The sequence below is a fragment of the Streptomyces sp. NPDC048623 genome (assembly GCF_040650755.1).
Taxonomy (GTDB): Bacteria; Actinomycetota; Actinomycetes; order Streptomycetales; family Streptomycetaceae; genus Streptomyces.
Genome location: NZ_JBEZHV010000025.1, coordinates 32,133 through 57,398 on the forward strand (window position 1 = coordinate 32,133; position 25,266 = coordinate 57,398).

Here is a 25,266-nt window from a genome sequence, read left to right on the forward strand (position 1 = left end):
CACGGCCTCGGTGCGGTCGACGGTGCGGACGACCGCGCCGAGGTCTCCACCTGCCACAAGGAGTAGCGACGCGATGCCCATTGACGCCGTCGAGGCGGTCGCCGCCGAGCCCCGTAGCGCGGAGATCGCCTGGGACCACAAGGACGTGCAGCTCTACCACCTCGGCCTCGGCGCGGGCGTCCCCGCGACCGACCCCGACGAGCTGCGCTACACCCTCGAATCCCGGCTGCACGTGCTGCCCAGCTTCGCCACCGTCGCCGGCGCCGGCATGGGTGTCGTCGGCGGACTCTCCGCCCCCGGCATCGACATCGACCTCGCCGCCGTCTTGCACGGCGGCCAGTCCATCACCGTGCACCGCCCCCTGCCCGTCGCCGGCCGGGCGGTGTCCACCTCCCGCGTCGCCGCCGTGTACGACAAGGGCAAGGCCGCCGTCCTGGTGCTGCGCGCCGAGGCGGCCGACGCCGACGGGCCGCTGTGGACCAGCGACGCCCAGATCTTCGTACGCGGGGAGGGCGGCTGGGGCGGCGACCGCGGGCCGTCCGAACGCCTGGAGGTCCCCGAGCGCGCCTCCGACGCCACCGCCGAGCGGCCCGTCCGCGAGGAACAGGCCCTGCTCTACCGCCTGTCCGGCGACTGGAACCCGCTCCACGCCGACCCCGAGTTCGCCAAGCTCGCGGGCTTCGACCGGCCGATCCTGCACGGGCTCTGCTCGTACGGCATGACCCTCAAGGCGGTCGTCGACACCCTCCTCGGCGGGGACGTCACCCGCGTCCGCGGCTACCGCACCCGCTTCGCCGGGATCGTCTTCCCGGGCGAGACCCTGCGGATCCGGATGTGGCGCACGGACGACCACACCGTCCAGGTCGCCGTCTCCGCCGTGGAGCGGGACGACGCGCCCGTACTCGCCGACACCGTCGTGGACCACTCCTGATCACGTGACTGCCTGACCGCGTGACCGCCTGACCGCCTGACCTCCTGAGGGGAGCCGCACCATGCGCGCAGCCGTACTGCACGAGATCGGCCAGGACAAACTCGAAGTCCTCGACGACGTCGAGGCGGTGGGCTTCGGCCCCGGCAAGGTGCGGATCCGGATCCGGGCCACCGGCCTGTGCCACTCCGACGTCTCCGCCATGAGCGGCGTCCTCCCGCAGCCCGCGCCCTTCGTCCCCGGGCACGAGGGCGCCGGTGAGATCCTCGACGTCGGCGACGGCGTCACCGGACTGAGCGTCGGGCAGCGGGTGCTGCTGTGCTGGCTGCCCGCCTGCGGCGCCTGCCCCGCCTGCAAGCGCGGCCAGACCCAGCTCTGCCTGGCCGGCTTCATGAACGCCGGCACCCCCAACTTCAGGCGCTCCGGCGGCGCCTCCGCCGCAGCGTCCGCCAACGCCTCCGCCGACGTCTTCGGCTTCGCCGGCACCGGCACCTTCGCCGAGGAGGTCGTCGTCGACGCCGGCTGCGCCGTCCCGATCCCGGACGACGTGCCCTTCGACATCGCCGCGCTCATCGGCTGCGGCGTCACCACCGGCCTCGGCGCGGCCATCAACACCGCGCAAGTGGAGGCCGGTTCGTCGGTCGCCGTGATCGGCTGCGGCGGCGTCGGCATCTCCGCGATCCAGGGCGCCAGGCTCCAGGGCGCCGCCCAGATCGTTGCCGTCGACCCGGTCGGGTCGCGCCGCGAGGCCGCGCTCCGCTTCGGCGCCACCGAGGCCGTCGCGCCCGACGCGCTCGCCGACGCCAAGCAGCGGATCACGGGCGGCGAGGGCTTCGACTACGTCTTCGAGGTCGTGGGGAAGTCCGCCACCGCGCGGACGGCGTACGAGACCACCCGGCGCGGCGGCACGCTCTGCGTGGTCGGCGCGGGCGCGCTCGACGACTTCCTTCAGCTCAACATGTTCGAGCTGTTCTTCGACGAGAAGCGGATCCTGCCGTCCATGTACGGCGGCGGTGACGTGCTCCGCTCGTACGAACGGACCATCGCGCTCTGGCGGGCCGGCCGCATCGACCTGGCGTCGCTGATCACCCACCGGGTGCCCCTCGCCGGGATCAACGACGCGCTGGAGCAGATGCGGACGGGTGCGGCGCTGCGCACCTGCATCGAGATCTGAGCACCGAGATCCCCATCGAGATCTGAGCACCGAGATCCCCGTCGAGATCTGAGCATCGTGATCTGAGAGAGGACTCCGACCCATGTCACTGCCCACGTCACCGCCTCTTGAGGGGCTGAGCGCGATCGTCACCGGCGCCGGCCGCGGCCTCGGCCGGGCCGAGGCCCTGGAACTGGCCCGGCTCGGCGCGGCCGTGGTCGTCAACGACTACGGGCAGCCCGGCCGGGACGGCTCCGGCGCGGCCTCGGCGGCGCCCGCCGAGGAGGTCGCCGCGGAGATCCGCGCGGCGGGCGGCCGGGCCGTCGCCCACCTCGGCGACGTCGCCGACTTCGAGACCGCGCGCGGCCTGGTCGACCTGGCCGTGGCCGAGTTCGGGATGCTGGACGTCCTGGTCAACAACGCGGGCATCCTGCGCGACCGGATGGTCTTCTCGATGAGCGAGGACGAGTGGGACTCGGTCATCCGGGTCCACCTCAAGGGCCACTTCAACACCACCCACTTCGCCGCCGCGCACTGGCGGGCCCGGGCCAAGGCGGGCGAGACCGGCGTCTACGGTCGGATCGTCAACACGTCCTCCGAGGCCTTCCTCGCCGGTTCGGCCGGTCAGCCCAACTACGCGGCCGCCAAGGGCGGCATCGTCGGCCTGACCACCTCCACGGCGCTCGCCCTCGCGAAGTACGGGGTCACCGCCAACGCCATCTGCCCGCGCGCCCGCACCCGGATGACCGAAGACGTGTTCGCCGGCTTCGGTCATCCGACCGCCGAGGACGAGCTCGACCCGCTGTCGCCGGAGCACGTGGCGCCGCTCGTCGGCTACCTCGCCTCCCCGGCGGCGGCCGGTGTCAACGGGCAGCTGCTGGTGGTGCACGGTGGCATGGTGGCGGTCGTGGACCGGCCCAGGGTGGCCGCCAAGTTCGACACGGCCAAGGACGTCTTCACGTACGAGGAACTGGACGGGCTGCTCACCCCGCACTACGCGGGCCGCCCGGCCGGGGAGACCTTCGCGGCGGCGGAGGTGCTCGGCCTGAAGAAGGGCTGACGCGTCCGTCGGCGAACCGACCCCATGGGGGTGTGGCGGGGGAACGTGAACGGCCCCTGGACTCGTCGTCCGGGGGCCGTTCACCTGCTCACCGTTCGTTCACTGCGCCTCGGGTTCGCGCCGGTGGCGGCCGTGCGGGGAGGACGAGGAGTCCTCCGCCGGTGCGGCCGGTCCACGGTGCCTGCCCGAGTTGTCGTGGTCCTGCGGATGCGTGTCGCTCATGTGGAACTCACCCCGTAAACGTCGCTCTTGCTGATGCGGCTCGGAGAGTCTAGTCAGCCCGTTCGGTCCGCTTGTCTACGGTCCGTCAGCGGCGCCTCCCGGAGTGGCACGGGCCGGCACACCTTCGCCTCGGCGTTGGCCGCCGGGGCCACCGGTTCCGGTTCCGGCTCCGGCTCGGCCGGCTCCTCCAGGGCGGCGAGGCCGCAGGGCGCGGCGGGGGTCGCGTACGGGAGGCGGAGCACGCCGGAGGCCGTCCACAGGCCCGTACCGGCCAGCCAGCCCACGGGGGCGGCGAGCTGGTGCATCCGGCGCGAGGAGGGCCGCCACAGGCCCACCCAGCTGCCGGCCGCCGCGTCGATCCGCAGGGCGACGCCGCAGCTCTCCGGCATCAGGACCTGCCCCGGCTGGACGGCGAACGGCGTCACCGCCGCGTCGTCGAGCCGCAGGCACTCGGGGAAGCGCACCGGCAGCAGGCTGCCGAGTACTCCCCAGCCGAGCCGCTCGTGACCGGGCGAGGGCGCGTCGGAGCGGAGCAGGAGCAGGCCGCTGTCGGGGTCGGCGAGCAGCAGCCGGTCGTCGCTGTCCTCGGTGATCTGGAGCAGTGGCGTGACCTCGCCACCGCGCTCCAGGTCGATCGCGACGGCCTTGACCGGGCCGCCGTCGAGCTGCCGGTCGAGCGCGAGCATCCGGCCCGTACGGTCCAGCCACACCCCGCCCGAGCAGCGGCCGCGGATCTCGGCGACCTTCTCCGGGCCGAAGGCGCCGCCCGCGACCAGCCACAGCGTGGTGGTGACCGCCCCCGTGGTGGTGTCCGCCCCGACGCACATCGCGTAGGCGCAGATGCCGTCGGGGGAGGGCGGCAGCAGGGTCAGGGTGCCGGGGGCGGGGGCCTCGACGGAGCCGAGGGAGAGCTCGCCGGTGTCCGGTCCTGTGGGGTACAGCAGCGAGAACGTGTGGCGGCGCCCGTCGACGGCGCGGCCGATGAGGACCCGTCCGTCCGCCAGCGGCGCCAGCATCGCGCCGGGCTCCTCGGGCTGGGCGAGCGGCAGGGGTACGGCGTAGGGCTCGGGGCCGTCCAGGGTCCAGCGCTCCACGAACAGGGCGTCGCCGGTCCCGGCGAGCCGCGCCGCGTAGGCGCCGTTCGCGGTGATCGTGAATCCCGTGGGCCACACCGCGTCACCGTCCGCGGCGGGGGCTTCGATGGCACAGGCTGTCATCGGATCGTCACCTCCGGCTACGAAGCTAGTTTTCGCACTTCCAGCCGAACAACACGAGTCACCTCACTTCACCCCAATGGGTGGCGGTTCCGGGGATCCGTCGAACGCCGGGGGCGGGGTGTGCCGGTGGGGTCAGAGGTAGGTAAGGTAAGGCGACCCTAAGTGGAGGCTGGGACTCCATCGACGGGTCGCCTGCTGCCGTTCACGCGGTGGCGCCGCCCACCCCGTACGCGTACAGGAGACCGGAGACCCGCCATGTCCCTTCGCCGTCCCGCCAGCCGCGGCACCGCAGCCGCCGCCCTCGGCGTCGCCGCCGCGCTCTTTCTCGCGGCCTGCGGAGGCGGTGCCGGCTCCTCGGGCGGCTCGGGCGGCTCGGACGGCGCCAAGAAGGACGAGAGCGGCAAGAAGAAGGACGTCGCCGTCGGCGGCAAGGACTTCGGCGACGCCGCCGCCAGGACCGCCGCCATGGGCACCGACGCCAAGCCCGGCCAGTTCCCGCGCACCCTCACCCACGCGCTCGGCACCACCGAGCTCAAGGCCGCGCCCAAGCGGGTCGTCGTCCTCGACGTCGGCGAGTTCGACAACGTGGTCTCCCTCGGCATCAAGCCCGTCGGCTACGCCCCCTCCGAGGGCGACGACGGCATCCCCGGCTACCTGAAGAAGGACGCCGGGCAGCCCAAGTCCGTCGGCACCATCAACAACCTCAACCTGGAGGCCATCGCCAACCTCCAGCCCGACCTCATCCTCGGCAGCCAGCTGCGCGCCGCCGACAAGTACGACGAGCTGTCGAAGATCGCGCCGACCGTCTTCTCCATCCGCCCCGGCTTCACCTGGAAGGAGAACTACCTGCTCAACGCTGCCGCGCTGGACAGGACCGCCGAGGCGAAGGCGAAGCTCGCGGCGTACGAGACGAAGGCGCGGCAGCTGGGTACGGACATCGGCCCGAACAAGCCGACTGTCTCTATGGTCCGCTACCTCCCGGGCAAGATCCGCCTCTACGCGAAGGCCTCCTTCATCGGCACCATCCTGGACGACGCCGGCCTGCCGCGGCCGGTGAACCAGCAGGTGAACGACCTCGCCGTCGAGGTCAGCCCGGAGAAGATCGACCAGGCCGACGGCGACTGGATCTTCACCGGCGTGTACGGCGACCCCAAGGCGACCAAGCGCGACACCGCCCGGGCCAACCCGCTCTGGAAGAACCTCAAGGCGGTCAGGGCCGGCCAGGCCAAGGACGTGCCGGACGAGACCTGGTACCTGGGCCTGGGCGTGACGGCGGCGAACAGCGTGCTCGACGACCTGCGCGCGGACCTGGTGAAGAAGTAGTACCTGGATCCGCAGGACCGGGCCCGTTCGTGGGACCGGGTTGTCCACAAGGCCAGGGTGGTTCACAGAGCGGGTTGTCCACAGGCCAGAACGGCGGGGCGCGGGGGACAGGTAGCCTTTCCTCCGTGCCCCGTCTCTCTGAAGTCATCGCCGAGCTCGACGCCCTCTGGCCACCGGAGCGAGCCGAGTCGTGGGACGCCGTCGGCACGGTCTGCGGCGACCCCGACGCCGAGGTCACCCGTGTCCTGTTCGCGGTCGACCCCGTCCAGGAGATCGCCGAGGAGGCGATCCGCCTCGGCGCCGACCTGATCGTCACCCACCACCCGCTCTATCTGCGCGGCACCACCACCGTCGCCGCCTCCCACTTCAAGGGCCGGGTCGTGCACACCCTGATCAAGCACGACATCGCCCTGCACGTGGCGCACACCAACGCCGACACCGCCGACCCCGGTGTCTCCGACGCCCTCGCCGGCGCCCTCGACCTGCGCGTCACCGGACCCCTGGTCCCGGAGAACGGGCTCGGCCGGATCTGCGAGCTGGACCAGCCCGAGACCCTGGCCGAGTTCGCGGCGCGGGCCGCCAAGCGGCTGCCCGCCACCGCGCAGGGCATCCGGGTCGCCGGCGACCCGGACATGCCGCTGCGCCGGGTCGCCGTCAGCGGCGGCTCCGGCGACAGCCTCTTCGGCGCCGTGCGGGCCGCCGGTGTGGACGCGTTCCTCACCGCCGACCTGCGCCACCACCCGGCCTCCGAGGCCACCCAGCACTCGACGCTGTCGGGCCCCCTCGGGCTCGTCGACGCCGCTCACTGGGCCACCGAGTGGCCCTGGTGCGAGCAGGCCGCCGCCCAGCTCGACACGATCTCCGACCGTCACGGCTGGGACCTCCGGGTCCATGTCTCGACGACGGTCACCGACCCCTGGTCCTCCCACCACACCTCTTCTGGAGCCCCCAACTGAACGCCGCGCCCGCCGACCAGATCCGACTCCTCGACGTCCAGGCCCTTGACGTGCGCCTCCAGCAGATCGCGCACAAGCGCAAGTCGCTGCCCGAGCACGCCGAGATCGAGTCGCTGAACAAGGACCTCACCCAGCTGCGCGACCTGCTCGTCGCCGCGCAGACCGAGGAGAGCGACTGCGCCCGCGAGCAGACCAAGGCGGAGCAGGACGTGGACCAGGTGCGCCAGCGCGCCACCCGCGACCAGCAGCGCCTCGACTCCGGTGCCGTGTCCTCCCCGAAGGACCTGGAGAACCTCCAGCGCGAGATCACCTCGCTCGCCAAGCGCCAGGGCGACCTCGAGGAGATCGTCCTGGAGGTCATGGAGCGCCGTGAGTCCGCGCAGGAGCGGGTCACCGAGCTGACCGGCCGGGTCTCCGCCGTCCAGGCCAAGGCCGACGACGCGGTCGCCCGCCGCGACGCCGCCCAGGCCGAGCTGGACGCCGAGTCCGCGACCGTCGCCAAGGAGCGCGAGCTGGTGGCCGGTTCCGTCCCGGCCGACCTGCTGAAGCTGTACGAGAAGCTGCGCGAGCAGCAGGGCGGCGTCGGCGCGGCCCGGCTGTACCAGCGCAAGTGCGAGGGCTGCCACATCGAGCTCAACATCACCGAGCTCAACGAGGTGCGGGCGGCGGCCGCCGACGCGGTCGTGCGCTGCGAGAACTGCCGCCGGATCCTGGTCCGTACGTCGGAGTCCGGTCTGTAATGAGCACGGGCGGCGGCGGGGTGCGTGAGCTGATCGTCGAGGCCGACGGGGGTTCCCGGGGCAACCCGGGACCCGCCGGTTACGGCGCCGTGGTCCTGGATCCGGCGACGGGCGAGACGCTCGCGGAGCGCGCCGAGTACATCGGCGTCGCGACGAACAACGTGGCCGAGTACAAGGGCCTGGTGGCCGGCCTGCGGGCGGCCCTGGAGCTCTTCCCGGACGCCGCCGTGCATGTCCGCATGGACTCCAAGCTGGTCGTCGAGCAGATGTCCGGCCGCTGGAAGATCAAGCACCCCGACATGAAGCCCCTGGCCGCCGAGGCCGCCCGGGTCTTCCCGGCGGGCCGTGTGCGCTACGAGTGGATCCCGCGCGAGCGCAACAAGCACGCGGACCGGCTCGCCAACGAGGCGATGGACGCGGGGCGGCGCGGCGAGCAGTGGTCCCCGTCCGTCTCGGCCGCGGCCGTCGACCACGCGGCCGACCTCGCGGCGGCGCGTGCGGCCGCGGGCGACGCGACGGCGGGCGCGGCCCGGGCCAGGGCCGCTCTGGCGGGCGCGGGTGCCGGTGTTCGCCCTGTGCCGGAGCCCGAGGGACTGTTCGCCCCCGACGAGACCCTCGCGGCCCAGGCCCGCGCGTCGCTCTCGGCAGCGGCGGAGGCCGACCGAGAGGCGGCCGCGAGCGGCGACTTCGAGGCGGAGGCGGGCCGCCGGGCCCCGACGGGCCATGCGGCCCGCGAGGCCGCTGCCGCTGGCGCGGCCGGGGCGCCGGGTCCTGAGGCCGGTGGCGCAGGCGCGGTCGGTGGCGCAGGTACGGTCGGGGCGCCGGGTCCTGAGGCTGGTGGCGCAGGTACGGCTGGGGCGGCGGGCCGCGAGGCCGGTGGCGCAGGTACGGTCGGGGCGGCGGGTCCCGAGGCCGGTGGCGCAGGCGCTGTCGGTGGGGCGACGCCTCAGGCGCAGGGCGCGGAGCTGCCCGAGGCGGGGGTTCCGACGGCGGGCCGCGCGGCCGGTGCCGCTACGGCTCCGGGCCCGGGCGCCGGCGGGCTTGGCACGGCGGCCGGCACGGCCGAGGGCGCGGGCGCGGGAACGGCGGCAGGGACACCGGCCGCCCAGGCCCCCGCCCCCACCACCCCCGGCTGGTCCGCGCCCGACATGGGGGCGCCGGCGACGTTCGTGCTGTTGCGGCACGGGGAGACGGCGCTGACGCCCGAGAAGCGGTTCTCGGGGAGCGGGGGGTCCGACCCCGAACTGTCGACGGCCGGGCTGCGGCAGGCGGAGGCCGTCGCGGCGGCGCTGGCCGCGCGCGGGACCGTGCAGGAGATCGTCAGTTCGCCGCTGACCCGCTGTGTGCAGACCGCGCAGGCGGTCGCCGCCCGCCTGGGCCTGGACGTGCGGATCGAGCACGGGCTGCGGGAGACCGACTTCGGGGCCTGGGAGGGGCTGACCTTCGCCGAGGTGCGGGAGCGGTACAAGGACGACCTGGACGCGTGGCTGGCCTCGCCGAAGGCCGCGCCGACCGGCGGCGGCGAGAGCTTCGCGACCGTGGCGCGCCGGGTCGCCACCACCCGGGACCGGCTGGCCGCCGCGCACGCGGGCCGCACGGTGCTGCTCGTCACCCACGTGACGCCCATCAAGACCCTGGTCCGGCTCGCCCTCGGCGCCCCGCCGGAGTCGCTGTTCCGGATGGAACTGTCCGCCGCCTCGATCTCGGCGGTGGCCTACTACGCGGACGGCAACGCGTCCGTACGCCTCTTCAACGACACCTCCCACCTGCGGTAGGGCTGCCTCGGTCCGCGGATCACGGTCGGGCCCGGCCCCTCGGCCCTGGCGGCCGAGGTGCCCCCACGCCCCGGCGGGCCCCGGCGGCCCCGGGGAGGCCCCAGGCGCCAGGACTCCGAGGCCCGTCCGGCCTCGGTCCACCGGGCCGGGCCGGCCCCCCGAGGCCCGTGCGAAAAGCGCTGGACCCAGGCCCCCCCGCCGTACCAACATCGGCGCATGAGCTGGCACTTCACCGCCGAAGCGGCGGGCCTTCCGGCCGCCGTCCGGGCGTACGTGGACGCCGAACCGGCGCGGAACACGGGGGTGCTCACTCTGCTCGACGGGCCGCCCGGCATCCGGGGCTGGTGGAGGGCGGAGGGACTGGTCGGTGGGGTCTGTCTGCTGGTGGGCGGGAGCGGGAGCGGCGGCGGGGGCGGGATGCTCGTGCTCGGGGTGATGGCGGACGCCGCCGCCCGGGCGCTTCCGGGCGCGCTGGCCCGCGCGCTGCCCGAGCGCGGGCACGAGGTGCGCGAGGCGCGCGGGGAGGCCGGGACGGTCGAGGCGTTCGCGGGGCCGTTCGCCGCGGCCACCGGACGGGAGCCGCGCGCCGTGCTGAGCCTGCGTCTGTTCCGGCTCGGCACGCTCACCCCGCCGCGGCCCGCGCCGCGCGGCGCCGCCCGGGCCGCCGGCCCCGGAGACGTACCGCTGCTCCTCGACTGGATGTGCGCGTACGCCCGGGACGTCGGGGAGGACCCCGACGCGGACTACTCCGCGCAGGTCGAGGCCATGGTCGGCGAGAGCCGGTTCCTCCTCTGGCACGAGGAGGACGGCGCGCCCGTCGCGATGGCGGGCTTCTCGCGGCCCGCCGCCGGCCAGTCCCGCGTCTCGCTCGTCTACACCCCGCCCGCCCACCGGGCCCGGGGTTACGCCGGAGCCGTGACCGCCGAGGCCAGTGGCGCCGCCGCCGCGGCGGGCGCCGAACAGGTGCTGCTCTTCACCGACCTGGCGAACCCGACCAGCAACGCCCTCTACCAGCGCCTCGGTTACCGGCCGATCGGCGACCACACCCGGGTGGCCTTCCGCAGGAGGAGCGACCCGGACACCCCCTAGGCCGTGTCTGACACATAGCGTCGTCCGCCCGCATGGCGGGGCGCGCGGCGTCCGGTGCGTGCAGGCTCAAGGCGGAGGATCATCCGCGTACTGGACGTACTTGGATGACTCCGGCATGGGGCCTCCCCAGGCCCGCCAGGGCCGAGGGGAAGCAGCGCGTGTGCGTGCCGGGCGTCGCGTGCCGGGCGGGGTTTGTCAGACACCCCTAGGGGCGGGCGCCCGCCAGCCCCGCCGCCTCGCGCGCGAGCGACTCGACCCGCGCCCAGTCCCGGGCCGCGAGGGCGTCGGCGGGCAGCATCCACGTACCGCCGACGCAGGCGACGTTCGGCAGGGCGAGGTACGACGGGGCCGAGGCGAGCGAGATGCCGCCGGTCGGGCAGAAGCGGGCCTGGGGGAGCGGGCCCGCGAGGGATCTGAGGTACGGGACGCCGCCCGCCGCCTCCGCCGGGAAGAACTTCAGGTCCGTCACCCCGCGTTCGAGCAGCGCCACGACCTCCGAGGTCGTCGACACGCCCGGCAGGAACGGCACGCCCGAGCCCCGCATCGCGTCGATCAGGCCCCCGGTCCAGCCGGGGCTCACCAGGAAGCGGGCGCCCGCGGCGGCCGCGTTCGCGACGCCGGCCGTCGAGACGACCGTGCCCGCGCCGACGACCGCTTCCGGCACCTCCTCGCCGATCGCGCGGATCGCGTCGAGCGCGGCCGGAGTGCGCAGGGTCACCTCGATCAGCGGGAGCCCGCCGGCCACCAGGGCCCGGGCCAGCGGCACGGCGTCGGCCACGTCCTCGATCACGACGACCGGGACGACAGGGGCGGCCGAGGCGGCGGCGGTGGAGGCAAGATCGAGCACGCTCGTCATGCGCCCCATCCTGCCGACGGCAGGCAGACCACGCAACGAGCGTTGCGCATGCTGCAACGCAGCCCTGTATGAAGAGCCGCGTCAGTGGATCTCGTCGACCAGGACGTCGAGCGCGCCCGGCTTCCCGCCCTCCTCCACCACATACCCGAGGTCGCGCAGCGCCTCCACCAGCTCCGGCACCCCGCCCGGTGCCGCGCCCGCCTCAAGCAGGCTCCGCACGATCCGGCCCTTCGTCGCCTTGTTGAAGTGGCTGACCACCTTCCGGGTCGGCGCGTGCAGCACCCGCACCGTCGCCGTCCGCGCCGCCACCTCGCCCTTCGGCTTCCACGCCGCCGCGTACGCTGCCGAACGCAGGTCCAGGACCAGGCCGTCGCCCGCCGCCTCTGGCAGCACCGAGGCCATCGCCCCGCGCCAGTGCGCGCCGAGCGCGCCGAGGCCCGGCAGCTTCACGCCCATCGAGCAGCGGTACGAGGGAATCCGGTCCGTCACCCGGACCGCGCCCCACAGCCCGGAGAAGACGAGCAGCGAGCGCCCGGCGCGTCTGCGGGCGGCCGCGTCGAGCGTGGCCAGGCCGAGGGCGTCGTAGAGGACGCCGGTGTAGATCTCCCCGGCGGGCCGCGCGCCGGCCGTCCGCAGCTCGGTGTTCTTGGCGATCTCGCCGCGCAGCCCCTCGCTCAGACCGAGCACCTCGCGCGCCTTCTCCTCGTCGGCGGCGCACAGCTCGACCAGCTCGTCGAGCACGGCCGCCCGCGCCTCCGCGAGCCCCGGCAGCGAAAGGCCTTCCGGCTTGACCGGCGCCCCGCGCCCCGAGGAGGCCTTTCCTTCGGAGGGCGGCAACAGGACGAGCACGGCGGTTCTCCTTCGTACGTACGGGGTGGGGGTGCGGCCCCAGGGAGCCAGCGTACGAGGTGCTTCCGCCCCGGCCGGTCGAAAGCGGTCTCTCTTCCCGCGTCACGAAGGTTTCGTCCCCCGTGTCGAAAGTGTTGATATGTGATGACGCCGGCGCACCCGAGGAGGAAGCGACACCATGTGGAAATCCAGGCTCGGCGACGGTGACACCTCCTGCTCCGGCGGATACGTCGCGCTCACCTTCGACGACGGGCCGTCCGCGACCACGCGCCGGCTGCTCGACGCGCTGCGGCGGAACGGCCTGCGGGCCACCATGTTCAACCAGGGCTCGCACGCCGCCGCCGACCCCGCCATGGTCAAGGCCCAGGCCGACGCCGGCATGTGGATCGCGAACCACAGCTACACACACCCGCACATGACGACGATGACCCAGGCGCAGATGGAGGCGGAGATCCAGCGCACCCAGCAGGCCATCACCGCGGCCGGGGTCGCGGCGCCCACGCTGTTCCGGCCGCCGTACGGGGAGACGAACGCGACGCTCAGGACGGCGGAGGCCGGGTTCGGCCTGCGCGAGATCATCTGGGACGTCGACTCGCAGGACTGGAACAACGCGAGCGCCGACGCGATCGTCCAGGCGGTCGGCCGGATGACCGACGGCCAGGTGATCCTCATGCACGACTGGCCCGCCGACACGCTCGCCGCGATCCCGCGGATCGCGCAGACCCTCGCGAGCAAGAACCTGCGCGCCGGGATGATCTCGCCGACGACCGGCCGCGCCGTCGCCCCCGACGGCTCCGGTGGCTCCGGCGGTGGCAGCGGCGGCAGCGGCGGCGGTACGGGCAGCGCCGCCTGACCCGTAAGGGAAGGAAGGGACGGAAGGGAAGGAAAGAAGCCGGCCCCGCTCAGAGGGGCCGGCCCTCTTCTCGTCCCCTCCCTCAGAGGGTCCGGATCCCGAAGTCGGCGTGCAGGCGCCGCAGATGGTCCAGCTCCCGCACCGGACCGGTCAGCGTCACCCGCGCGGTCAGCCGCGGATCCGTGCTCGACGCGCTCAGCCGCAGCTCCAGCTCGCCCGGCTCCACGATCCGCACGCCCGCCCGTCCGGTGAACGAGGCCAGGTCCGCCGGGACGTCCACGTGCACCCGCCGCCCCTCCCCGGGCGCCAGATCGACGCGTACGTACCCGATGAGCCGCTGCACGGGCTGCACCACGGAGGCCACCGGGTCGTGCAGATACAGCTGGACGACCTCGGTGCCGGCGCGCCCGCCCGTGTTCCGTACGGTGAAGGCGAGCCGGAACGCGCCGTCCGTCGGCACCTCGGCCCGCTCCACCTCAAGCTCGCTCCACGCGAAGCTCGTGTACGTCAGACCGTGCCCGAAGCCGAACGCCGGCGTCGGATCGATGCTGGACACCTCGCTGCTCTGGCCGAGCCGGGCGGCCAGGTACGTGGACGGCTGCGCGCCCGGCCGGCGCGGCACGCTCACCGGCAGCCGGCCGCTCGGCGTGACCCGGCCGCTGAGCACGGCGGCGAGGGCGCCCGTCCCGGCCTCGCCCGGGAAGAAGGACTGCAGCACGGCCGCGGACTCGTCGGCCGCGCGCCCGAGCGCGTACGGCCGGCCGGCGACGAGCACCGTCACGACCGGCGTACCGGAGTCGAGGAGCGCGTCGAGCAGGTCCTGCTGCGCCCCGGGGAGGACGAGGGACTCGGCGTCGCAGCCCTCGCCGCTGGTGCCGCGCCCGAAGAGCCCGGCGCGGTCGCCGAGGGCCGCGATCACGAGGTCCGCGTCGCGCGCTAGCGCTACCGCCTCGGCGAAGCCGTCCACCGAGAAGTCGTCGATCCCGGTCCCGGGCGCCACGAGGATCTCGGCGTCGGGGAACTCCGCCCGCAAGGCCTCGTGCAGTGTGGGGAGTTCGATGCCCAGGGGCAGCTCGGGGTGCTGTGCGCCGACATGGACGGGGAAGGAGTAGCAGCCGAGGACGGCCGTGGGGGCTTCGGCGTTGGGGCCGATGAGCGCGATCCGGCGGGGAACGGGTGGCTGGGCGAGCGGCAGGGTGCCGTCGTTGCGCAGCAGGACGACCGCCTGTTCGGCGATGCGCCGGGCCAGCGCTCGGTTGGCCGCCGGGTCCAGGTCGACCGTCCCCCGCAGCGGGCCGGGCTTGTCCGGGATGTCGGCGTCGCGCAACACCGCCGGGACCGGGCTCCAGTCCGGGTCGAGCAGCCCGACCTCGGCCTTCTGCAGCAGCACCCGCCGGACCGCGCGGTCGACGAGCGCCTCGGGCACGGCGCCCTCCTCGACCGCGGCGAGGAGCGGGGCGCCGAAGGCCTGGACGGTGGGCAGTTCGACGTCGACGCCGGCGGCGAGCGCGGTCCCGGCCGCCTCGCCGTACGACCCGGCGACGCCGTGGAGGTTCTTCAGGAAGGCGATGCCGAAGTAGTCGGCCACCACCGTTCCGGTGAAGCCCCAGGTGTCCCGGAGCAGCCCGGTGAGCAGCCTCTCGTCGGCGGCGGAGGGGATGCCGTCGGTGTCGGTGTAGGCGTGCATGACGGACCGGACGCCGCTCTCCCGTACCGCCATCTCGAACGGGGGCAGGATCACGTCCGCGCGTTCGCGCGCGCCCATGGCGACGGGGGCGAGGTTGCGGCCCGCGCGGGAGGCGGAGTAGCCGGCGAAGTGCTTGAGGGTGGCGACGATCCCGGCGGACTCCAGGCCCTGGACGTAGGCGGTGGCGATGGTCCCGACCAGGTACGGGTCCTCGCCGATGGTCTCCTCGACCCGTCCCCAGCGCGCGTCGCGGACGACGTCGAGGACGGGGGCGAGGCCCTGGTGCACGCCGACCGCGCGCATGTCCCGGCCGATGGCCGCGGCCATCTCCCGTACGAGCGCGGGGTCGAAGGCGGCGCCCCAGGACAGCGGGACCGGATAGGCGGTGGCGCCCCAGGCGGCGAAGCCCGCGAGGCACTCCTCGTGGGCGAGGGCCGGGATGCCGAAGCGGTTCGAGGCGGCGATACGGGCCTGGGTCCGCATCAGGGACAGGGCGCCGAGGGCGGGGTCGACGGGGGCGGTGCCGAAGGGGCGGGTGAGCTGGCCGAGACCGTCGGGAAGGAGCGCGTCGAGGTCGACCGCCTCCTCCATGTCGTGCTGGTACGGGGCGACTTCGGCGCCCTCGGCGGAGGCGCCGACCCAGACGCCGAAGAGCTGGGCGATCTTCTCCTTGAGGGTCATCTCGCGGATCAGCGCGTCGACCCGGGAAGTCATGTCGTCGGTCATGTCGTCGGTCACGGCGTCGGTCACGTCGTCGGTCATGGGAACGGTCACTTTCCTCCGACTCCCATCAGGCCCTGGATCAGGGCGCGGCGGGCGAACAGGTACACGAACAGGACGGGAAGCATGGAGAGGACCACGGCGGCGAGGAGGGCGGGGATGTCCACACCGTGCTCCGTCTGGAAGTCGTACAGGCCCATGGTGATGACCTTGCTCTCCGTGGACTGGGTGAGGACGAGCGGGAACAGGAAGCCGTTCCACGCCTGGAGCGAGGAGAACACGACGATGGTGGACAGACCGCCCTTGGAGAGCGGGACGACCAGCCGGAGGAAGATCCGCCAGGAGGAGGCCCCGTCGAGCGTCATCGCCTCGTAGAGCTCGGGGGAGATGTCCCGCATGACGCCGGTGAGGATCAGGGCGCAGACGGGCATGGCGAAGGCGGCGGTCGGCAGCACGACGCCGACGAGACTGTCGTACAGACCGGCCTCGTTGATCAGGTAGAACATCGGGACGATCACGGCCTGGGAGGGGATCGCCAGGCCGAGCAGGAACAGCCGGAAGACCCGGCCGGAGGCCTTGCCGTCGCTGCGGACGATGGCGTACGCGAGCGGTGGCACGAGCAGCACGACGATGCCGACCACGCAGACCGTGACGATCAGCGTGTTGAGGAAGTACTGCCCGAAGCCGTCGCTCAGGTCGTTGACGTAGTTGTCGAGGGTGATGTGCTCGGGGAAGGACAGCGGGCCGTTGGCGGCGTAGTCGGCGCGGGTCTGGAAGGTGGCGACCAGCATGATGTAGAGCGGCAGGCCGACCACGAACAGCCAGAGCAGCGAGCCGAACCCGGCGAGGTGGTTGGGGCGGGCCATCGGGCGGGCTCGCAGGGATCGTCGCATCACACGCCCTCCATGGTGCTGCGCATCTTGTCGTAACCGGTCAGGCGGACCATGACCAGGGAGACGAGGGTGGCGACGAGGACGAGGAGCAGCGCGATGGCGGAGGCCGCGCCGAAGTCGAAGTTCTTGAAGCCCTTTTGGTACATGTAGTACGCGCTGTTGGTGGTGTCGGTGCCGGGTCCGCCCTGGGTGAGGATGAGCACCGTGTCGAAGGTGGTGAGTCCGCCGACCACCATGAGGATCACCGAGGTCACGATGCTGTTGCGCAGCTGCGGCAGGGTGATGTGGAAGAACTGGCGGACGGTGCCCGCGCCGTCGATCTGGGCGGCCTGGTAGAGGACGTGCGGTATGGCGCGGGCGGCGCCCTGGTAGATCAGCGTGTGCAGCGGCGTGAACTGCCAGGTGCTGACGAAGACGAGGACGCCGACGGCACCGGCCTGCATGCCGAGCAGATTGCCGTCGCCGAACAGCCACTTCGCCTGTGACGGCACGCCGAAGTTGGGGTCGAGCACGGCGCGCCACAGCACGGAGACCGCGGTGATGGACAGCAGGAGCGGGACGAAGTAGATCGCGGAGAGGACGGCGCGGTTGCGCTGGCGGCCGGCCGCCCAGACACCGAGCAGGATGCTGATCGGGGTCTGGACGGCGACGCCGAGGACGGTGAGCAGGAGGCTGAGCCAGAGGCTCTTCACCATGACCGGGTCGTCGAGCAGCTTGTCCCAGTTCTCCAGGCCGGCGAACTCGGGGGAGCCGAGCCCGTTCCAGCGGGTGAAGGAGAGCACGGCGACCAGGACGAGCGGTACGAGGGCGAACAGGGCGAAGAAGACTGCGGCGGGCGCCGCCCAGGCGAAGCCCGGGCGGCCGGCAGCGCTGGTGCGGCCCACGGTGGTGCTGTGACCCACGGCGGTGGTGCGGCCCGCAGCGGTGGTGCGGCCCACTTGGGTTGTCATGTCAGGCGTCCCCGGGGTCAGGCCGCCGGCAGGCTCTGCATGGCGGCGATGAAGGCGTCCGCGTCCGACTGTCCGTTGAAGAACTGCTGGACGGCCTGGTGGATCGCGGTGGACGCGGCGGGCGGGTAGGCCTGGTCCCAGGAGAGCTGGAAGGCGGGGGCCTTGGCGACCAGGTCGTACTGGTACTTCGAGTACGCGGGGCTGGCGGAACCGTCCAGGAACGCCGGGGTGTTGGTCGTGGTGGGCAGGTTGCCGATGCCGAGCTGGGCCTTGACGAAGCCGTCCGAGTACATGAGCTTGAGGAACTCGGCGACGGCCTCGGGGTGCTTGGTCTTCTTCAGGACCGAGTAGAAGTTGTTGGTGTTGCCGGCGAGGTTGTCCGGGCTGCCCTTGCCGCCGGTGACGGTCGGGAAGGAGCCGTAGCCGAGGTCCGTCTTCACGAAGTCCGGGTGCGCGTCCTGGAGGGTGGAGTACTCCCAGGAGCCCATGAGCTCGAAGGCGGCCTTGCCGGTGGCGAGCAGGGCGGGGGAGCCGCCGTCGGTGAACTTGACCGAGTCGTAGTTGGTGCCGAAGGCACCGGCGTCGACCAGTTCCCTGATCATGCCGAGGGCCTTCTTGCTGTCGGGGCTCGCCCAGGCGCTCTTGTCGCCGTTCACGGCCTTCTGGAAGAGCTCGGGTCCGGCGACGCGGTCGTAGAGGTACTGGAACCACATCTGGGTGGGCCACTGGTCGCCGCCGCCGAGGGCGATCGGGGTGATCTTCTTCGCCTTGAGCGTCCTGACGGCGGCGAGCAGCTCGTCCCAGGTGCGCGGGGCGGTGATGCCGGCCTCGGCCAGGACCTTCTTGTTGTGGAACATCAGGACGGGCTGGGTGCCGCGCATCGGCACGCCGTACGCCTTTCCGTCGACGACCGCGGTGTTGAAGACCGAGGGCAGGAAGTTGGACTTCAGGCCCGGGTCCTTGGCGATGAAGTCGTCGAGCGGCAGGAGCAGGCCGGCGTCGACGTAGGGCTTGATGCTGCCGCCGCCCCAGTTGAAGAACACGTCGGGCGCCTGCTTGCCGCTGATGAGCGTCTGCAGCTTGGTCTGGTAGTCGGCGCCGGGGATGGTGTCGAGGACCGCCTTGACCTTCGACGTCTTGTTGAAGGTGTCGACGAGCTGCTTCTCCACCTTGTTGGTGGCGTCGCCGTACACCAGGACGTGGATCGTGTCCGCGTCGCCGCCGGCCGAGTCGGAGGAGCCGCCTCCGCAGGCCGCCAGGGACAGGGCCATGGCGAGCGAGACCCCACCGACGACGGCGGTTCTCAGGAACTGCGCGCGTCGCGGTCGCTTCATCGGTTCCATGAGCTGCTCCCTTTCGAAAGTGTTTCGCTCCGGTTTCCGAAATTTCATGTCGGCCGGGACGCTAGGGTCGGGCCGCCGAGCGGGTCAACCCTTCGGTCACGCGTTATCAAAGTGTGACTATTCGGGGGCGGTTGGGGGCGGAGAGGGGTGCCTATGCTGCTCGGATGCGAGATGGCGAGGTGAACAGGCGGATCACGCTGGCGGAGGTGGCGGAGAAGGCCGGGGTGTCGCTTTCGACAGTTTCGAAAGTCCTCAACGGCCGCCAGGACGTGTCACCGGCCACCCGCGGGCGGGTGGAACGGCTCCTGGAGACCCACTCGTACCGGCGCACCACCCGGGCGGCCCGCGAGGCGCCGCTGATCGAACTCGTCTTCCACGAGCTCGACAGCGTGTGGTCCATGGAGCTGATCCGGGGCGTCGAGAACCTCGCCAAGGCCCAGCAGGCGAGCGTGGTCCTCACCGAGAGCGGCACCCGGCACGCGCCCGCGCCGGACTGGATCGAAGGGGTCCTCCAGCGGCGGCCGATCGGCGTGATCCTGGTGTTCTCCTCGCTCCCCGACGCCGTCAAGCAGCAGCTCGGCGCGCGCTCGATCCCCTTCGTGATCATCGACCCGGCGGGCGACCCCGAACCGGACGTGCCGTCCGTGGGCTCGGCCAACTGGTCCGGCGGCGTCGCCGCGACCCGCCACCTCGTCGACCTCGGCCACCGGCGCATCGGCATCGTCACCGGCCCCGAGGACATGCTGTGCTCCCTCGCCCGCCTCGACGGCTACCGCTCCGCCCTCAACATGGCCGGCCTGGACCACGACGCGTCCCTCGTGCGCTTCGGCGACTTCCACGTCGAGGGCGGCTACGCCCGCGCGATGGAACTCCTCCAGCTCCCCGACCGCCCCACCGCCGTCTTCGCCGGCAGCGACCTCCAGGCCCTCGGCGTCATGGAGGCGGCCCGGGTGTGCGGCCTGCGCGTCCCCGAGGACCTCTCCGTCGTCGGCTACGACGACGTCATGATCGCCCGCTGGTCCAGCCCCGCCCTCACCACGGTCCACCAGCCCCTGCGCGAGATGGGCGAGGAGGCGGTCCAGATGCTGCTGCGCCTGCGGGCGGGCGAGCCGTCGGTGACGCGGATGGAACTCGCGACGAGTCTCGTCGTACGAAAGAGCACGGCGCCGCCGTCGGCGCGGACGGTGACGGTGACGGTGAAGGTGCCGCCGGGGCAGGGGATGGGGTGAGAGGACGCCGCGCGCCGGGGCGCCGCACCCGCACCGGCCGAGTACCCGGGTCGCGCTGAGGCACCGGGCTCGCGCTGAGGCACCGGGCTCGCCGAAGGCCGAGCGGTGCCGCACCCGGCCGGATGCCGGCCCGTACCTACGTGCCGCGGCCCCGGCGGGCGCGCGGCGCGCCGAGGCGAGCCGGGCTCCCGGCGAGGCCGAGGACCGGGCGGGTACCCGCCCCCGGGGTGCCGCGCCCCCGGGGTACCCGCCCCCCCGGGGTGCCGCGCCCCCGCCGCCGCCCTACGCTCGGTCCATGCCCCGCCGCCACATTCGCGTGACCGGCGCAGCCGAGGCCCCGTTGCGGGCCGCGCTGCGCGCCCTCCGTACCGAGCTGGGGGTTCCGGACGGGTTTCCGGCCGGGGTGCTGGCCGAGGCGGAGGCCGCGGCCAAGGCGCCCCGGCTGCCCGGGCAGGACGCGACCGACCTGCCGATGTTCACGATCGACCCGCCGGCGTCGACCGACCTCGACCAGGCGATGCACCTCGCCCGCCGCGCGGGCGGCGGATACCGCGTGCACTACGCCATCGCCGACGTCGCCGCGTTCATCACGCCCGGCGGCGCGCTCGACGCCGAGGCGCACCGCCGCGTCCTCACCCTCTACTTCCCCGACGGCAAGAGCCCCCTCCACCCCGCCGTCCTCTCCGAGGGCGCCGCCAGCCTCCTCCCCGGCGAGCCACGCCCCGCCCTCCTCTGGCGCATCGACCTCGACGCCGAGGGGCGGCGCGTCGCCACCGACGTGCGCCGGGCCCTCGTCCGCAGCCGCGCCAAGCTCGACTACGCGGGCGTGCAGCGCCGTATCGACGCCGGCGTCGCCGAGGAACCGCTCGCGCTGCTCCGCGAGATCGGCACGCTCCGGGAGCGCCTGGAGGGGGAGCGCGGCGGGATCTCCCTCAACGTCCCCGAACAGGAGATCATCGAGCGGGACCACACCTACTCGCTCGCCTACCGCGCCCCGCTCCCCGCCGACGGCTGGAACGCGCAGATCTCGCTGCTCACCGGCATGGCCGCCGCCGACCTCATGACCGCCGCGGGCACCGGCATCCTGCGCACGCTCCCCACCGCCCCGGACGGCGCCGTCGCGCGCCTGCGCCGCTCCGCGCAGGCGCTCGGCGTCGACTGGCCGCACCATGTCTCGTACGCGGACGTGGTCCGCTCCCTCGACCCCACCGAGCCGCGCCACGCCGCGTTCCTCCAGGAGTGCACGACACTGCTGCGCGGTGCGGGCTACACCGTCTTCACCGACGGCGACGTACCGATTCCGGCCATGCACGCGGCGGTCGCCGACGAGTACACGCACTGCACGGCGCCGCTCCGGCGCCTCGTCGACCGGTACGCGGGAGAGCTGTGCGTGGCGGCGGTGGCCGGGCACGAGCCGCCGGAGTGGGTACGGGCGGCCCTGGCCGTCCTGCCCGCCGAGATGGCCTCGGGCGCGCGCCGCGCCGGCACGGTCGAGCGGGAGAGCGTCGACATCGTCGAGGCGGCCCTGCTCAGCGGCCGGATCGGCGAGCTCTTCGACGCGTACGTGATCGACGTGAAGGAACGCGAACCGGCGGTCGGCACGGTGCACCTGGAACGCCCCGCGGTGGTGGCCCGCATCGAGGGCGGCGCCGAGACGCGGCTGCCGCTGGGGGAGTGGCTGCGGGTCAGGCTGACCCAGGCGGATCCGGGACGGTCGAAGGTGCTGTTCGCCCCGGCGTGAGGGCGAGTGCCTGCCGCAGGGCCCGGTGCAGCGCGCGGGCGTCGTCCGCGCGGCCTTCCTCTGACCGGCCCGCCCCGGAATGCCAGGTAGCATGGTCGGCACGGCAGACGAGCCGGGCGGGCGGCCGCGTGGGGATCCTCGGATCCTCCCGAGGAACGTCCGGGCTCCACAGGGCAAGGTGGTGGCTAACGGCCACCCGGGGTGACCCGCGGGACAGTGCCACAGAAAACAGACCGCCGGGGACCTCGGTCCTCGGTAAGGGTGAAACGGTGGTGTAAGAGACCACCAGCGCCTGAGGTGACTCAGGCGGCTCGGTAAACCCCACCCGGAGCAAGGTCAAAAGGGGACACCTCGGTGTCCCTGCGCGAACGTTCGAGGGCTGCCCGCCCGAGTTCGCGGGTAGACCGCACGAGACCGGCGGCAACGCCGGTCCTAGATGGATGGCCGTCGCCCCGACGACCGCGAGGTCCCGGGGTACAGAACCCGGCGTACAGCCCGACTCGTCTGCCCGCTGTGCCTCTCGGCCGGGCGCCGGTCCTCAGCTTTCGCACCCCTTGATGTCGTCGTCGCACCCCTCCATGTCGCCGGGGGGCCTGGTGCTGAGCCGCCACAGGACGAGACCGTCGGCCGCCCCGCCCGCCTCGCCCGCCGAGGCGATCGTGGCGGTGAAGCGGCCGCCAGCGGGGACACTGAACCGATCCGCCTCACGGTCGCCGCACGTCACCTCCCACTCGCTGTGCGAGCCGCCCCGCGCGAGGGTCAGTGTCACCGTGCGATCGGTGGGCGCCTGGCAGGCGATGTCGAGGCTGTAGGGGTGGTCCCCCTTCGCCTCGAAGGTCTTGTCCAGGCCCCGATCCAGGTCCTCCATCCCCTCGTCGACCCGCACGTCCCCCTCGGCCCCGGCGGCGTTCAGCGCCCGCGCGGCCCGCTCCATCGCGTCCTCCTGCTCCGCCTTCCCCTCCCAGGAGGGAGGGCGCGAGGGGCCCGGGTGGTCTTCCGTGCACGCGCCCGTCAGGGCCATGGCGGAGACGGCGAGGGAGAGGGCGGCGAGGCCCGTGCGGGTGCGCATGGGGGCTCCAGTCGATGGGGGCGTGACGCGGCTGCCGGCAGATATCTGGATGCGCCGGCCGAGCCGCGGGTTGCCCCCGCACGAGAGGAAGAACCCATCGCCCCCCAGGACCGGCCGGGTTCACCGGGCCGGGAGGCGCGGTAGGTCAGCTGTCGCAGGCGATGCCGTCGCCGTCCCGGTCGAGGCCCGAGCGATAGCCCGGCTCGCCGCGGTGGATGGGGGCGGCGTCGGCGTCCCGGGCGGCGGCGCAGTTCGCGTAGTAGGCGCTGCCGCCGCCGTCCGAGCCGCCTGAGCTGCCGGAGCCGCCCGTCGAGCCGTCGTTGTCGTAGGTGGGCTCGGGCGTCGGCTTGGGTGTCGGCCTGGGCTTCGGGGCCGGGTGGAGGCGGGTGTTCGGGGACTGGGGGCAGGGGGTGCCCGGGGCCGTGAGGTGGAGGCGGGCCGCGGTCGTCGTCGGGGACTCGACCGGGGCGGCCGGGGCCGGGGACTGGAGGCACACGGTCCAGTCGTCCGCCGTCGCGGGGAGCGGGACGTCCGTGTAGGCGCTGGCGGTCTCGACCGACTTCAGCGACAGCGGGGCCAAGGTCTCGGAGGCCGTCGCGAAGGTCTGCCCGGTGACCTTCGGCATCTTCGGGTACGGGATCGGGTCGCCGTCCCGCGCCGGGCACGGCGCCCCGGTCAGGACCACCGCGAAGTCGAGGGTGGGGTGCGCGGCCGAGTCCTGTGCCGCCGGGGCCTGGAAGCAGACCTTCCAGGCGCCGTCGTCCGCCTGGCCGGCATCGGCCTCGGACGCGTCGTGCGAGACGGTGCCGAAGCCGGCCGCCTGCGCCGCCGCCTTCGCCGTCCGCAGGTTCTGGCCCACGAAGCTGGGCGGCGCGCTCGGAGCGGTCGCGGGTGCGGTGGTGGGCGTGGCCGTCACCGGCGCCACCGCCTTCGGCTTCGCGTCGTCCTCCGGCGGGTCGCCCAGGAACGGCGCGAGGAACCACAGGCCCGCCAGGACCGTGGCGATGATCTTCGTGGCCCGGGCCCAGCGGCTCAGCCACGCGAGCGCGATGCCACCGGGCGGGAACACCACCAACGCCACGACGACCACCGCCGGATGCTGCCACCAGCGCCGCGCCGGCGGGGGCGGGGAGAAGGGCGCGTACGGGTGCGGGTACGGCGGAGGTTGCGTCATGGCGGGACTCCTCGGGCCGGGCAAGAAGATCGAGCGCCGCTCAACATACACACGACGTTCACCCTCTTCACCGTTTACTCATGAATTGGTGCTTCCGGTTCCAGCGACCGCCCCGCCACCCGTTCCACGTGCCCCTCGAACACCTCCCGCGCGTCCGGGGTCAGGGTCCGCAGGGCGACCATCGCCGTGATGATGACGTCGCACAGCTCGGCCTCGACGTCCTGCCAGGTGTGGGTGGTGCCCTTGCGGGGGTTCTGGCCCGTGGCGCCGATGACGGCCTGGGCCGTCTCGCCGACCTCCTCGGAGAGCTTGAGGACGCGCAGCAGTACCTCCTCGCCGCGCGGCAGGTGCTGATGGGTCGTGAGCCAGGTGTGGAGGCGGGTGACGGTGGTCCAGATGTCCTCGGTCATGACGGGCAGCCTGCCAGGTGCGGACCGGTAGGGTGCGCGGATGAGGTTCGGGGGCAAGGGGAGCGACCGGCGGTTCACGGCCGCGGTTCACACGTTCGAGGCGGCCGTCCGGGCCACCGGCTCGTGGGACCTGCCCGCCGCCTTCGAGGACCTGCGGCGCGCCTTCCGTGACGCGTCCGACGCCGAACTGCGCTCCGCCGGGCCCCGACTCGCCGCCCTCCTGCGCCGTCTCGGGCAGGGGCCGGACAGTGCTGTCGTCGGCATGGTCGCCGCGTGTGTCGAACGCGGGGCCGATCCCGTCGCCTGCGCGCCCGCCGTGCTCGAACGGGTGCGGGCCGGATTCGAGAGGGCCGGCGAGCTCGCCGAGCGCTGGGTCGCGGACGGGCGGGGCGAGTTGCCCGGGCCGGACGGGGAAGGGCTCCGCAACGCCGACTACGACACGTACGGCTACGGGCCGATCGTCGCCTGGCGTGCCCTCCCGTCCTTCGAGGCGGCGGCCCTCACCCTGCTCGGCTCCGCCGCCGTCCGCCGCGCCCTGGGCGCCGAGCGGGACGCGCACCTCACCGCCGTGGCGGGGTTCGGCGGCCGGTTCCGGCGGCTCGCCCACGCGTTCGCCGTCCTCGACGACGAGCCGGTGCTCGCCGTCCACCGCCCCACCGGCGCCCGGTTCATGCTGCGCGCCTCGGGGCTCGGCGACAACTTCCAGTTGCACACCCTGCTCGCCCACGCCCTGATCGGCGGCGGGCACCTCCCCGGCCGGGCCCCGTCCCGTACCGCCGTCGCGCGCTGCCGGGACCGGGACGGGGCAGCGCCCTTCAGCGAGGCCTTCACCCTTCACGCCGGCGACGGGACACGGGTCAGGAACCGGGACAGGCTCGTGGACGTTCCGCTCCAGGACGGTGTACGGCTCCTCGTCCTCGGCGACGTCCCCCACCCTCGCACCTGGCAGGCCCGCCGGCTGCTCCCCGGCATCACCGGAGACCTCGTCCTCGTACGCGTGCTGCCGCCGGAGGGCTGAACCCCCGGGCC

The 25,266-nt window shown here is 73.5% G+C and carries 22 protein-coding genes, 1 other RNA gene and 1 pseudogene; 13 read left to right on the forward strand and 11 right to left on the reverse strand.

What is annotated here, in order from left to right:
- Nucleotides 1–73 precede the first annotated feature (73 nt).
- The 3 genes from AB0C73_RS29355 to AB0C73_RS29365 all read left to right on the forward strand — a co-directional run bounded on the left by AB0C73_RS29355 (nucleotide 74) and on the right by AB0C73_RS29365 (nucleotide 3,141).
- The gene (locus tag AB0C73_RS29355) at nucleotides 74–931 is read left to right on the forward strand and encodes a MaoC/PaaZ C-terminal domain-containing protein (protein WP_362536045.1); all 858 of its coding nucleotides are present in this window, start codon (nucleotides 74–76) and stop codon (nucleotides 929–931) included.
- A 61-nt stretch (nucleotides 932–992) separates the two neighbouring features.
- On the forward strand, nucleotides 993–2,102 hold the full coding sequence (locus AB0C73_RS29360; protein ID WP_362536047.1) for a Zn-dependent alcohol dehydrogenase: 1,110 nt from the start codon (nucleotides 993–995) through the stop codon (nucleotides 2,100–2,102).
- An 82-nt stretch (nucleotides 2,103–2,184) separates the two neighbouring features.
- On the forward strand, nucleotides 2,185–3,141 hold the full coding sequence (locus tag AB0C73_RS29365; RefSeq protein WP_362536049.1) for a 3-oxoacyl-ACP reductase: 957 nt from the start codon (nucleotides 2,185–2,187) through the stop codon (nucleotides 3,139–3,141).
- Between the two features lie 99 nt (nucleotides 3,142–3,240).
- Here AB0C73_RS29365 and AB0C73_RS29370 read toward each other — a convergent pair whose 3' ends face one another.
- Nucleotides 3,241–3,363 carry a hypothetical protein gene (locus AB0C73_RS29370; RefSeq protein WP_362536051.1) on the reverse strand — a complete coding sequence of 41 codons (123 nt, stop codon included), beginning with the start codon at nucleotides 3,361–3,363 and terminating at the stop codon, nucleotides 3,241–3,243.
- Between the two features lie 53 nt (nucleotides 3,364–3,416).
- Nucleotides 3,417–4,580, reverse strand: coding sequence for a hypothetical protein (locus AB0C73_RS29375; protein WP_362536053.1), 1,164 nt, complete (start codon nucleotides 4,578–4,580; stop codon nucleotides 3,417–3,419).
- 255 nt (nucleotides 4,581–4,835) lie between these two features.
- Here AB0C73_RS29375 and AB0C73_RS29380 point away from each other — a divergent pair, with 255 nt between their 5' ends.
- The 5 genes from AB0C73_RS29380 to AB0C73_RS29400 all read left to right on the forward strand — a co-directional run bounded on the left by AB0C73_RS29380 (nucleotide 4,836) and on the right by AB0C73_RS29400 (nucleotide 10,463).
- Nucleotides 4,836–5,903: an iron-siderophore ABC transporter substrate-binding protein gene (locus tag AB0C73_RS29380; RefSeq protein WP_362536055.1), complete on the forward strand. Its 1,068-nt coding sequence runs from the start codon at nucleotides 4,836–4,838 to the stop codon at nucleotides 5,901–5,903.
- Between the two features lie 125 nt (nucleotides 5,904–6,028).
- Nucleotides 6,029–6,859 carry a Nif3-like dinuclear metal center hexameric protein gene (locus AB0C73_RS29385; protein ID WP_362536057.1) on the forward strand — a complete coding sequence of 277 codons (831 nt, stop codon included), beginning with the start codon at nucleotides 6,029–6,031 and terminating at the stop codon, nucleotides 6,857–6,859.
- On the forward strand, nucleotides 6,856–7,599 hold the full coding sequence (locus AB0C73_RS29390; RefSeq protein ID WP_362536174.1) for a C4-type zinc ribbon domain-containing protein: 744 nt from the start codon (nucleotides 6,856–6,858) through the stop codon (nucleotides 7,597–7,599). Before AB0C73_RS29385 ends, AB0C73_RS29390 begins: the two co-directional genes overlap by 4 nt.
- Entirely contained in the window at nucleotides 7,599–9,374 is a 1,776-nt protein-coding gene (locus AB0C73_RS29395) for a bifunctional RNase H/acid phosphatase (protein WP_362536059.1), read from the forward strand. The genes AB0C73_RS29390 and AB0C73_RS29395 overlap by 1 nt, the downstream gene beginning before the upstream one ends.
- 216 nt (nucleotides 9,375–9,590) lie before the next feature.
- Nucleotides 9,591–10,463 carry a GNAT family N-acetyltransferase gene (locus AB0C73_RS29400; protein ID WP_362536061.1) on the forward strand — a complete coding sequence of 291 codons (873 nt, stop codon included), beginning with the start codon at nucleotides 9,591–9,593 and terminating at the stop codon, nucleotides 10,461–10,463.
- A 205-nt stretch (nucleotides 10,464–10,668) separates the two neighbouring features.
- Here AB0C73_RS29400 and eda read toward each other — a convergent pair whose 3' ends face one another.
- A complete protein-coding gene (gene eda / locus AB0C73_RS29405) occupies nucleotides 10,669–11,319 on the reverse strand; it encodes a bifunctional 4-hydroxy-2-oxoglutarate aldolase/2-dehydro-3-deoxy-phosphogluconate aldolase (protein ID WP_362536063.1) in 651 nt (216 codons plus the stop codon).
- Nucleotides 11,320–11,400: 81 nt separating this feature from the next.
- The gene (yaaA, locus tag AB0C73_RS29410) at nucleotides 11,401–12,168 is read right to left on the reverse strand and encodes a peroxide stress protein YaaA (protein WP_362536064.1); all 768 of its coding nucleotides are present in this window, start codon (nucleotides 12,166–12,168) and stop codon (nucleotides 11,401–11,403) included.
- 223 nt (nucleotides 12,169–12,391) lie between these two features.
- On the opposite strand from yaaA, the pseudogene AB0C73_RS29415 reads away from it, so the two are divergent.
- Nucleotides 12,392–13,003, forward strand: a pseudogene (locus tag AB0C73_RS29415) (polysaccharide deacetylase family protein); the annotation flags it as partial.
- Nucleotides 13,004–13,103: 100 nt separating this feature from the next.
- Here AB0C73_RS29415 and AB0C73_RS29420 read toward each other — a convergent pair.
- From AB0C73_RS29420 to AB0C73_RS29435, 4 genes are read right to left on the reverse strand one after another with little or no spacing between them, the layout of a single operon-like run.
- The gene (locus AB0C73_RS29420) at nucleotides 13,104–15,470 is read right to left on the reverse strand and encodes a glycoside hydrolase family 3 N-terminal domain-containing protein (protein WP_362536066.1); all 2,367 of its coding nucleotides are present in this window, start codon (nucleotides 15,468–15,470) and stop codon (nucleotides 13,104–13,106) included.
- 8 nt (nucleotides 15,471–15,478) lie between these two features.
- Nucleotides 15,479–16,321, reverse strand: a complete 843-nt coding sequence (locus tag AB0C73_RS29425; RefSeq protein WP_362536068.1) for a carbohydrate ABC transporter permease — start codon at nucleotides 16,319–16,321, stop codon at nucleotides 15,479–15,481.
- On the reverse strand, nucleotides 16,321–17,271 hold the full coding sequence (locus AB0C73_RS29430) for a sugar ABC transporter permease (protein WP_362536070.1): 951 nt from the start codon (nucleotides 17,269–17,271) through the stop codon (nucleotides 16,321–16,323). Before AB0C73_RS29430 ends, AB0C73_RS29425 begins: the two co-directional genes overlap by 1 nt.
- 17 nt (nucleotides 17,272–17,288) lie before the next feature.
- Nucleotides 17,289–18,605 carry an extracellular solute-binding protein gene (locus AB0C73_RS29435; protein ID WP_362536176.1) on the reverse strand — a complete coding sequence of 439 codons (1,317 nt, stop codon included), beginning with the start codon at nucleotides 18,603–18,605 and terminating at the stop codon, nucleotides 17,289–17,291.
- 173 nt (nucleotides 18,606–18,778) lie between these two features.
- On the opposite strand from AB0C73_RS29435, the gene AB0C73_RS29440 reads away from it, so the two are divergent.
- From AB0C73_RS29440 to rnpB, 3 genes are all read left to right on the forward strand, one after another.
- On the forward strand, nucleotides 18,779–19,843 hold the full coding sequence (locus tag AB0C73_RS29440; protein ID WP_362536072.1) for a LacI family DNA-binding transcriptional regulator: 1,065 nt from the start codon (nucleotides 18,779–18,781) through the stop codon (nucleotides 19,841–19,843).
- Between the two features lie 295 nt (nucleotides 19,844–20,138).
- A complete protein-coding gene (locus AB0C73_RS29445; RefSeq protein ID WP_362536074.1) occupies nucleotides 20,139–21,584 on the forward strand; it encodes an RNB domain-containing ribonuclease in 1,446 nt (481 codons plus the stop codon).
- A 108-nt stretch (nucleotides 21,585–21,692) separates the two neighbouring features.
- An RNA gene (gene rnpB / locus AB0C73_RS29450) (RNase P RNA component class A) lies at nucleotides 21,693–22,091 on the forward strand.
- A 31-nt stretch (nucleotides 22,092–22,122) separates the two neighbouring features.
- Here the strand turns inward: rnpB and AB0C73_RS29455 are convergent.
- The 3 genes from AB0C73_RS29455 to AB0C73_RS29465 all read right to left on the reverse strand — a co-directional run bounded on the left by AB0C73_RS29455 (nucleotide 22,123) and on the right by AB0C73_RS29465 (nucleotide 24,237).
- A complete protein-coding gene (locus tag AB0C73_RS29455) occupies nucleotides 22,123–22,653 on the reverse strand; it encodes a hypothetical protein (RefSeq protein ID WP_362536075.1) in 531 nt (176 codons plus the stop codon).
- A gap of 145 nt (nucleotides 22,654–22,798) precedes the next feature.
- On the reverse strand, nucleotides 22,799–23,827 hold the full coding sequence (locus AB0C73_RS29460; RefSeq protein WP_362536077.1) for an excalibur calcium-binding domain-containing protein: 1,029 nt from the start codon (nucleotides 23,825–23,827) through the stop codon (nucleotides 22,799–22,801).
- A 74-nt stretch (nucleotides 23,828–23,901) separates the two neighbouring features.
- Nucleotides 23,902–24,237, reverse strand: coding sequence for a MazG-like family protein (locus AB0C73_RS29465; protein WP_362536079.1), 336 nt, complete (start codon nucleotides 24,235–24,237; stop codon nucleotides 23,902–23,904).
- A 40-nt stretch (nucleotides 24,238–24,277) separates the two neighbouring features.
- Here AB0C73_RS29465 and AB0C73_RS29470 point away from each other — a divergent pair, with 40 nt between their 5' ends.
- Nucleotides 24,278–25,255: a hypothetical protein gene (locus AB0C73_RS29470; protein ID WP_362536081.1), complete on the forward strand. Its 978-nt coding sequence runs from the start codon at nucleotides 24,278–24,280 to the stop codon at nucleotides 25,253–25,255.
- Nucleotides 25,256–25,266 lie beyond the last annotated feature (11 nt).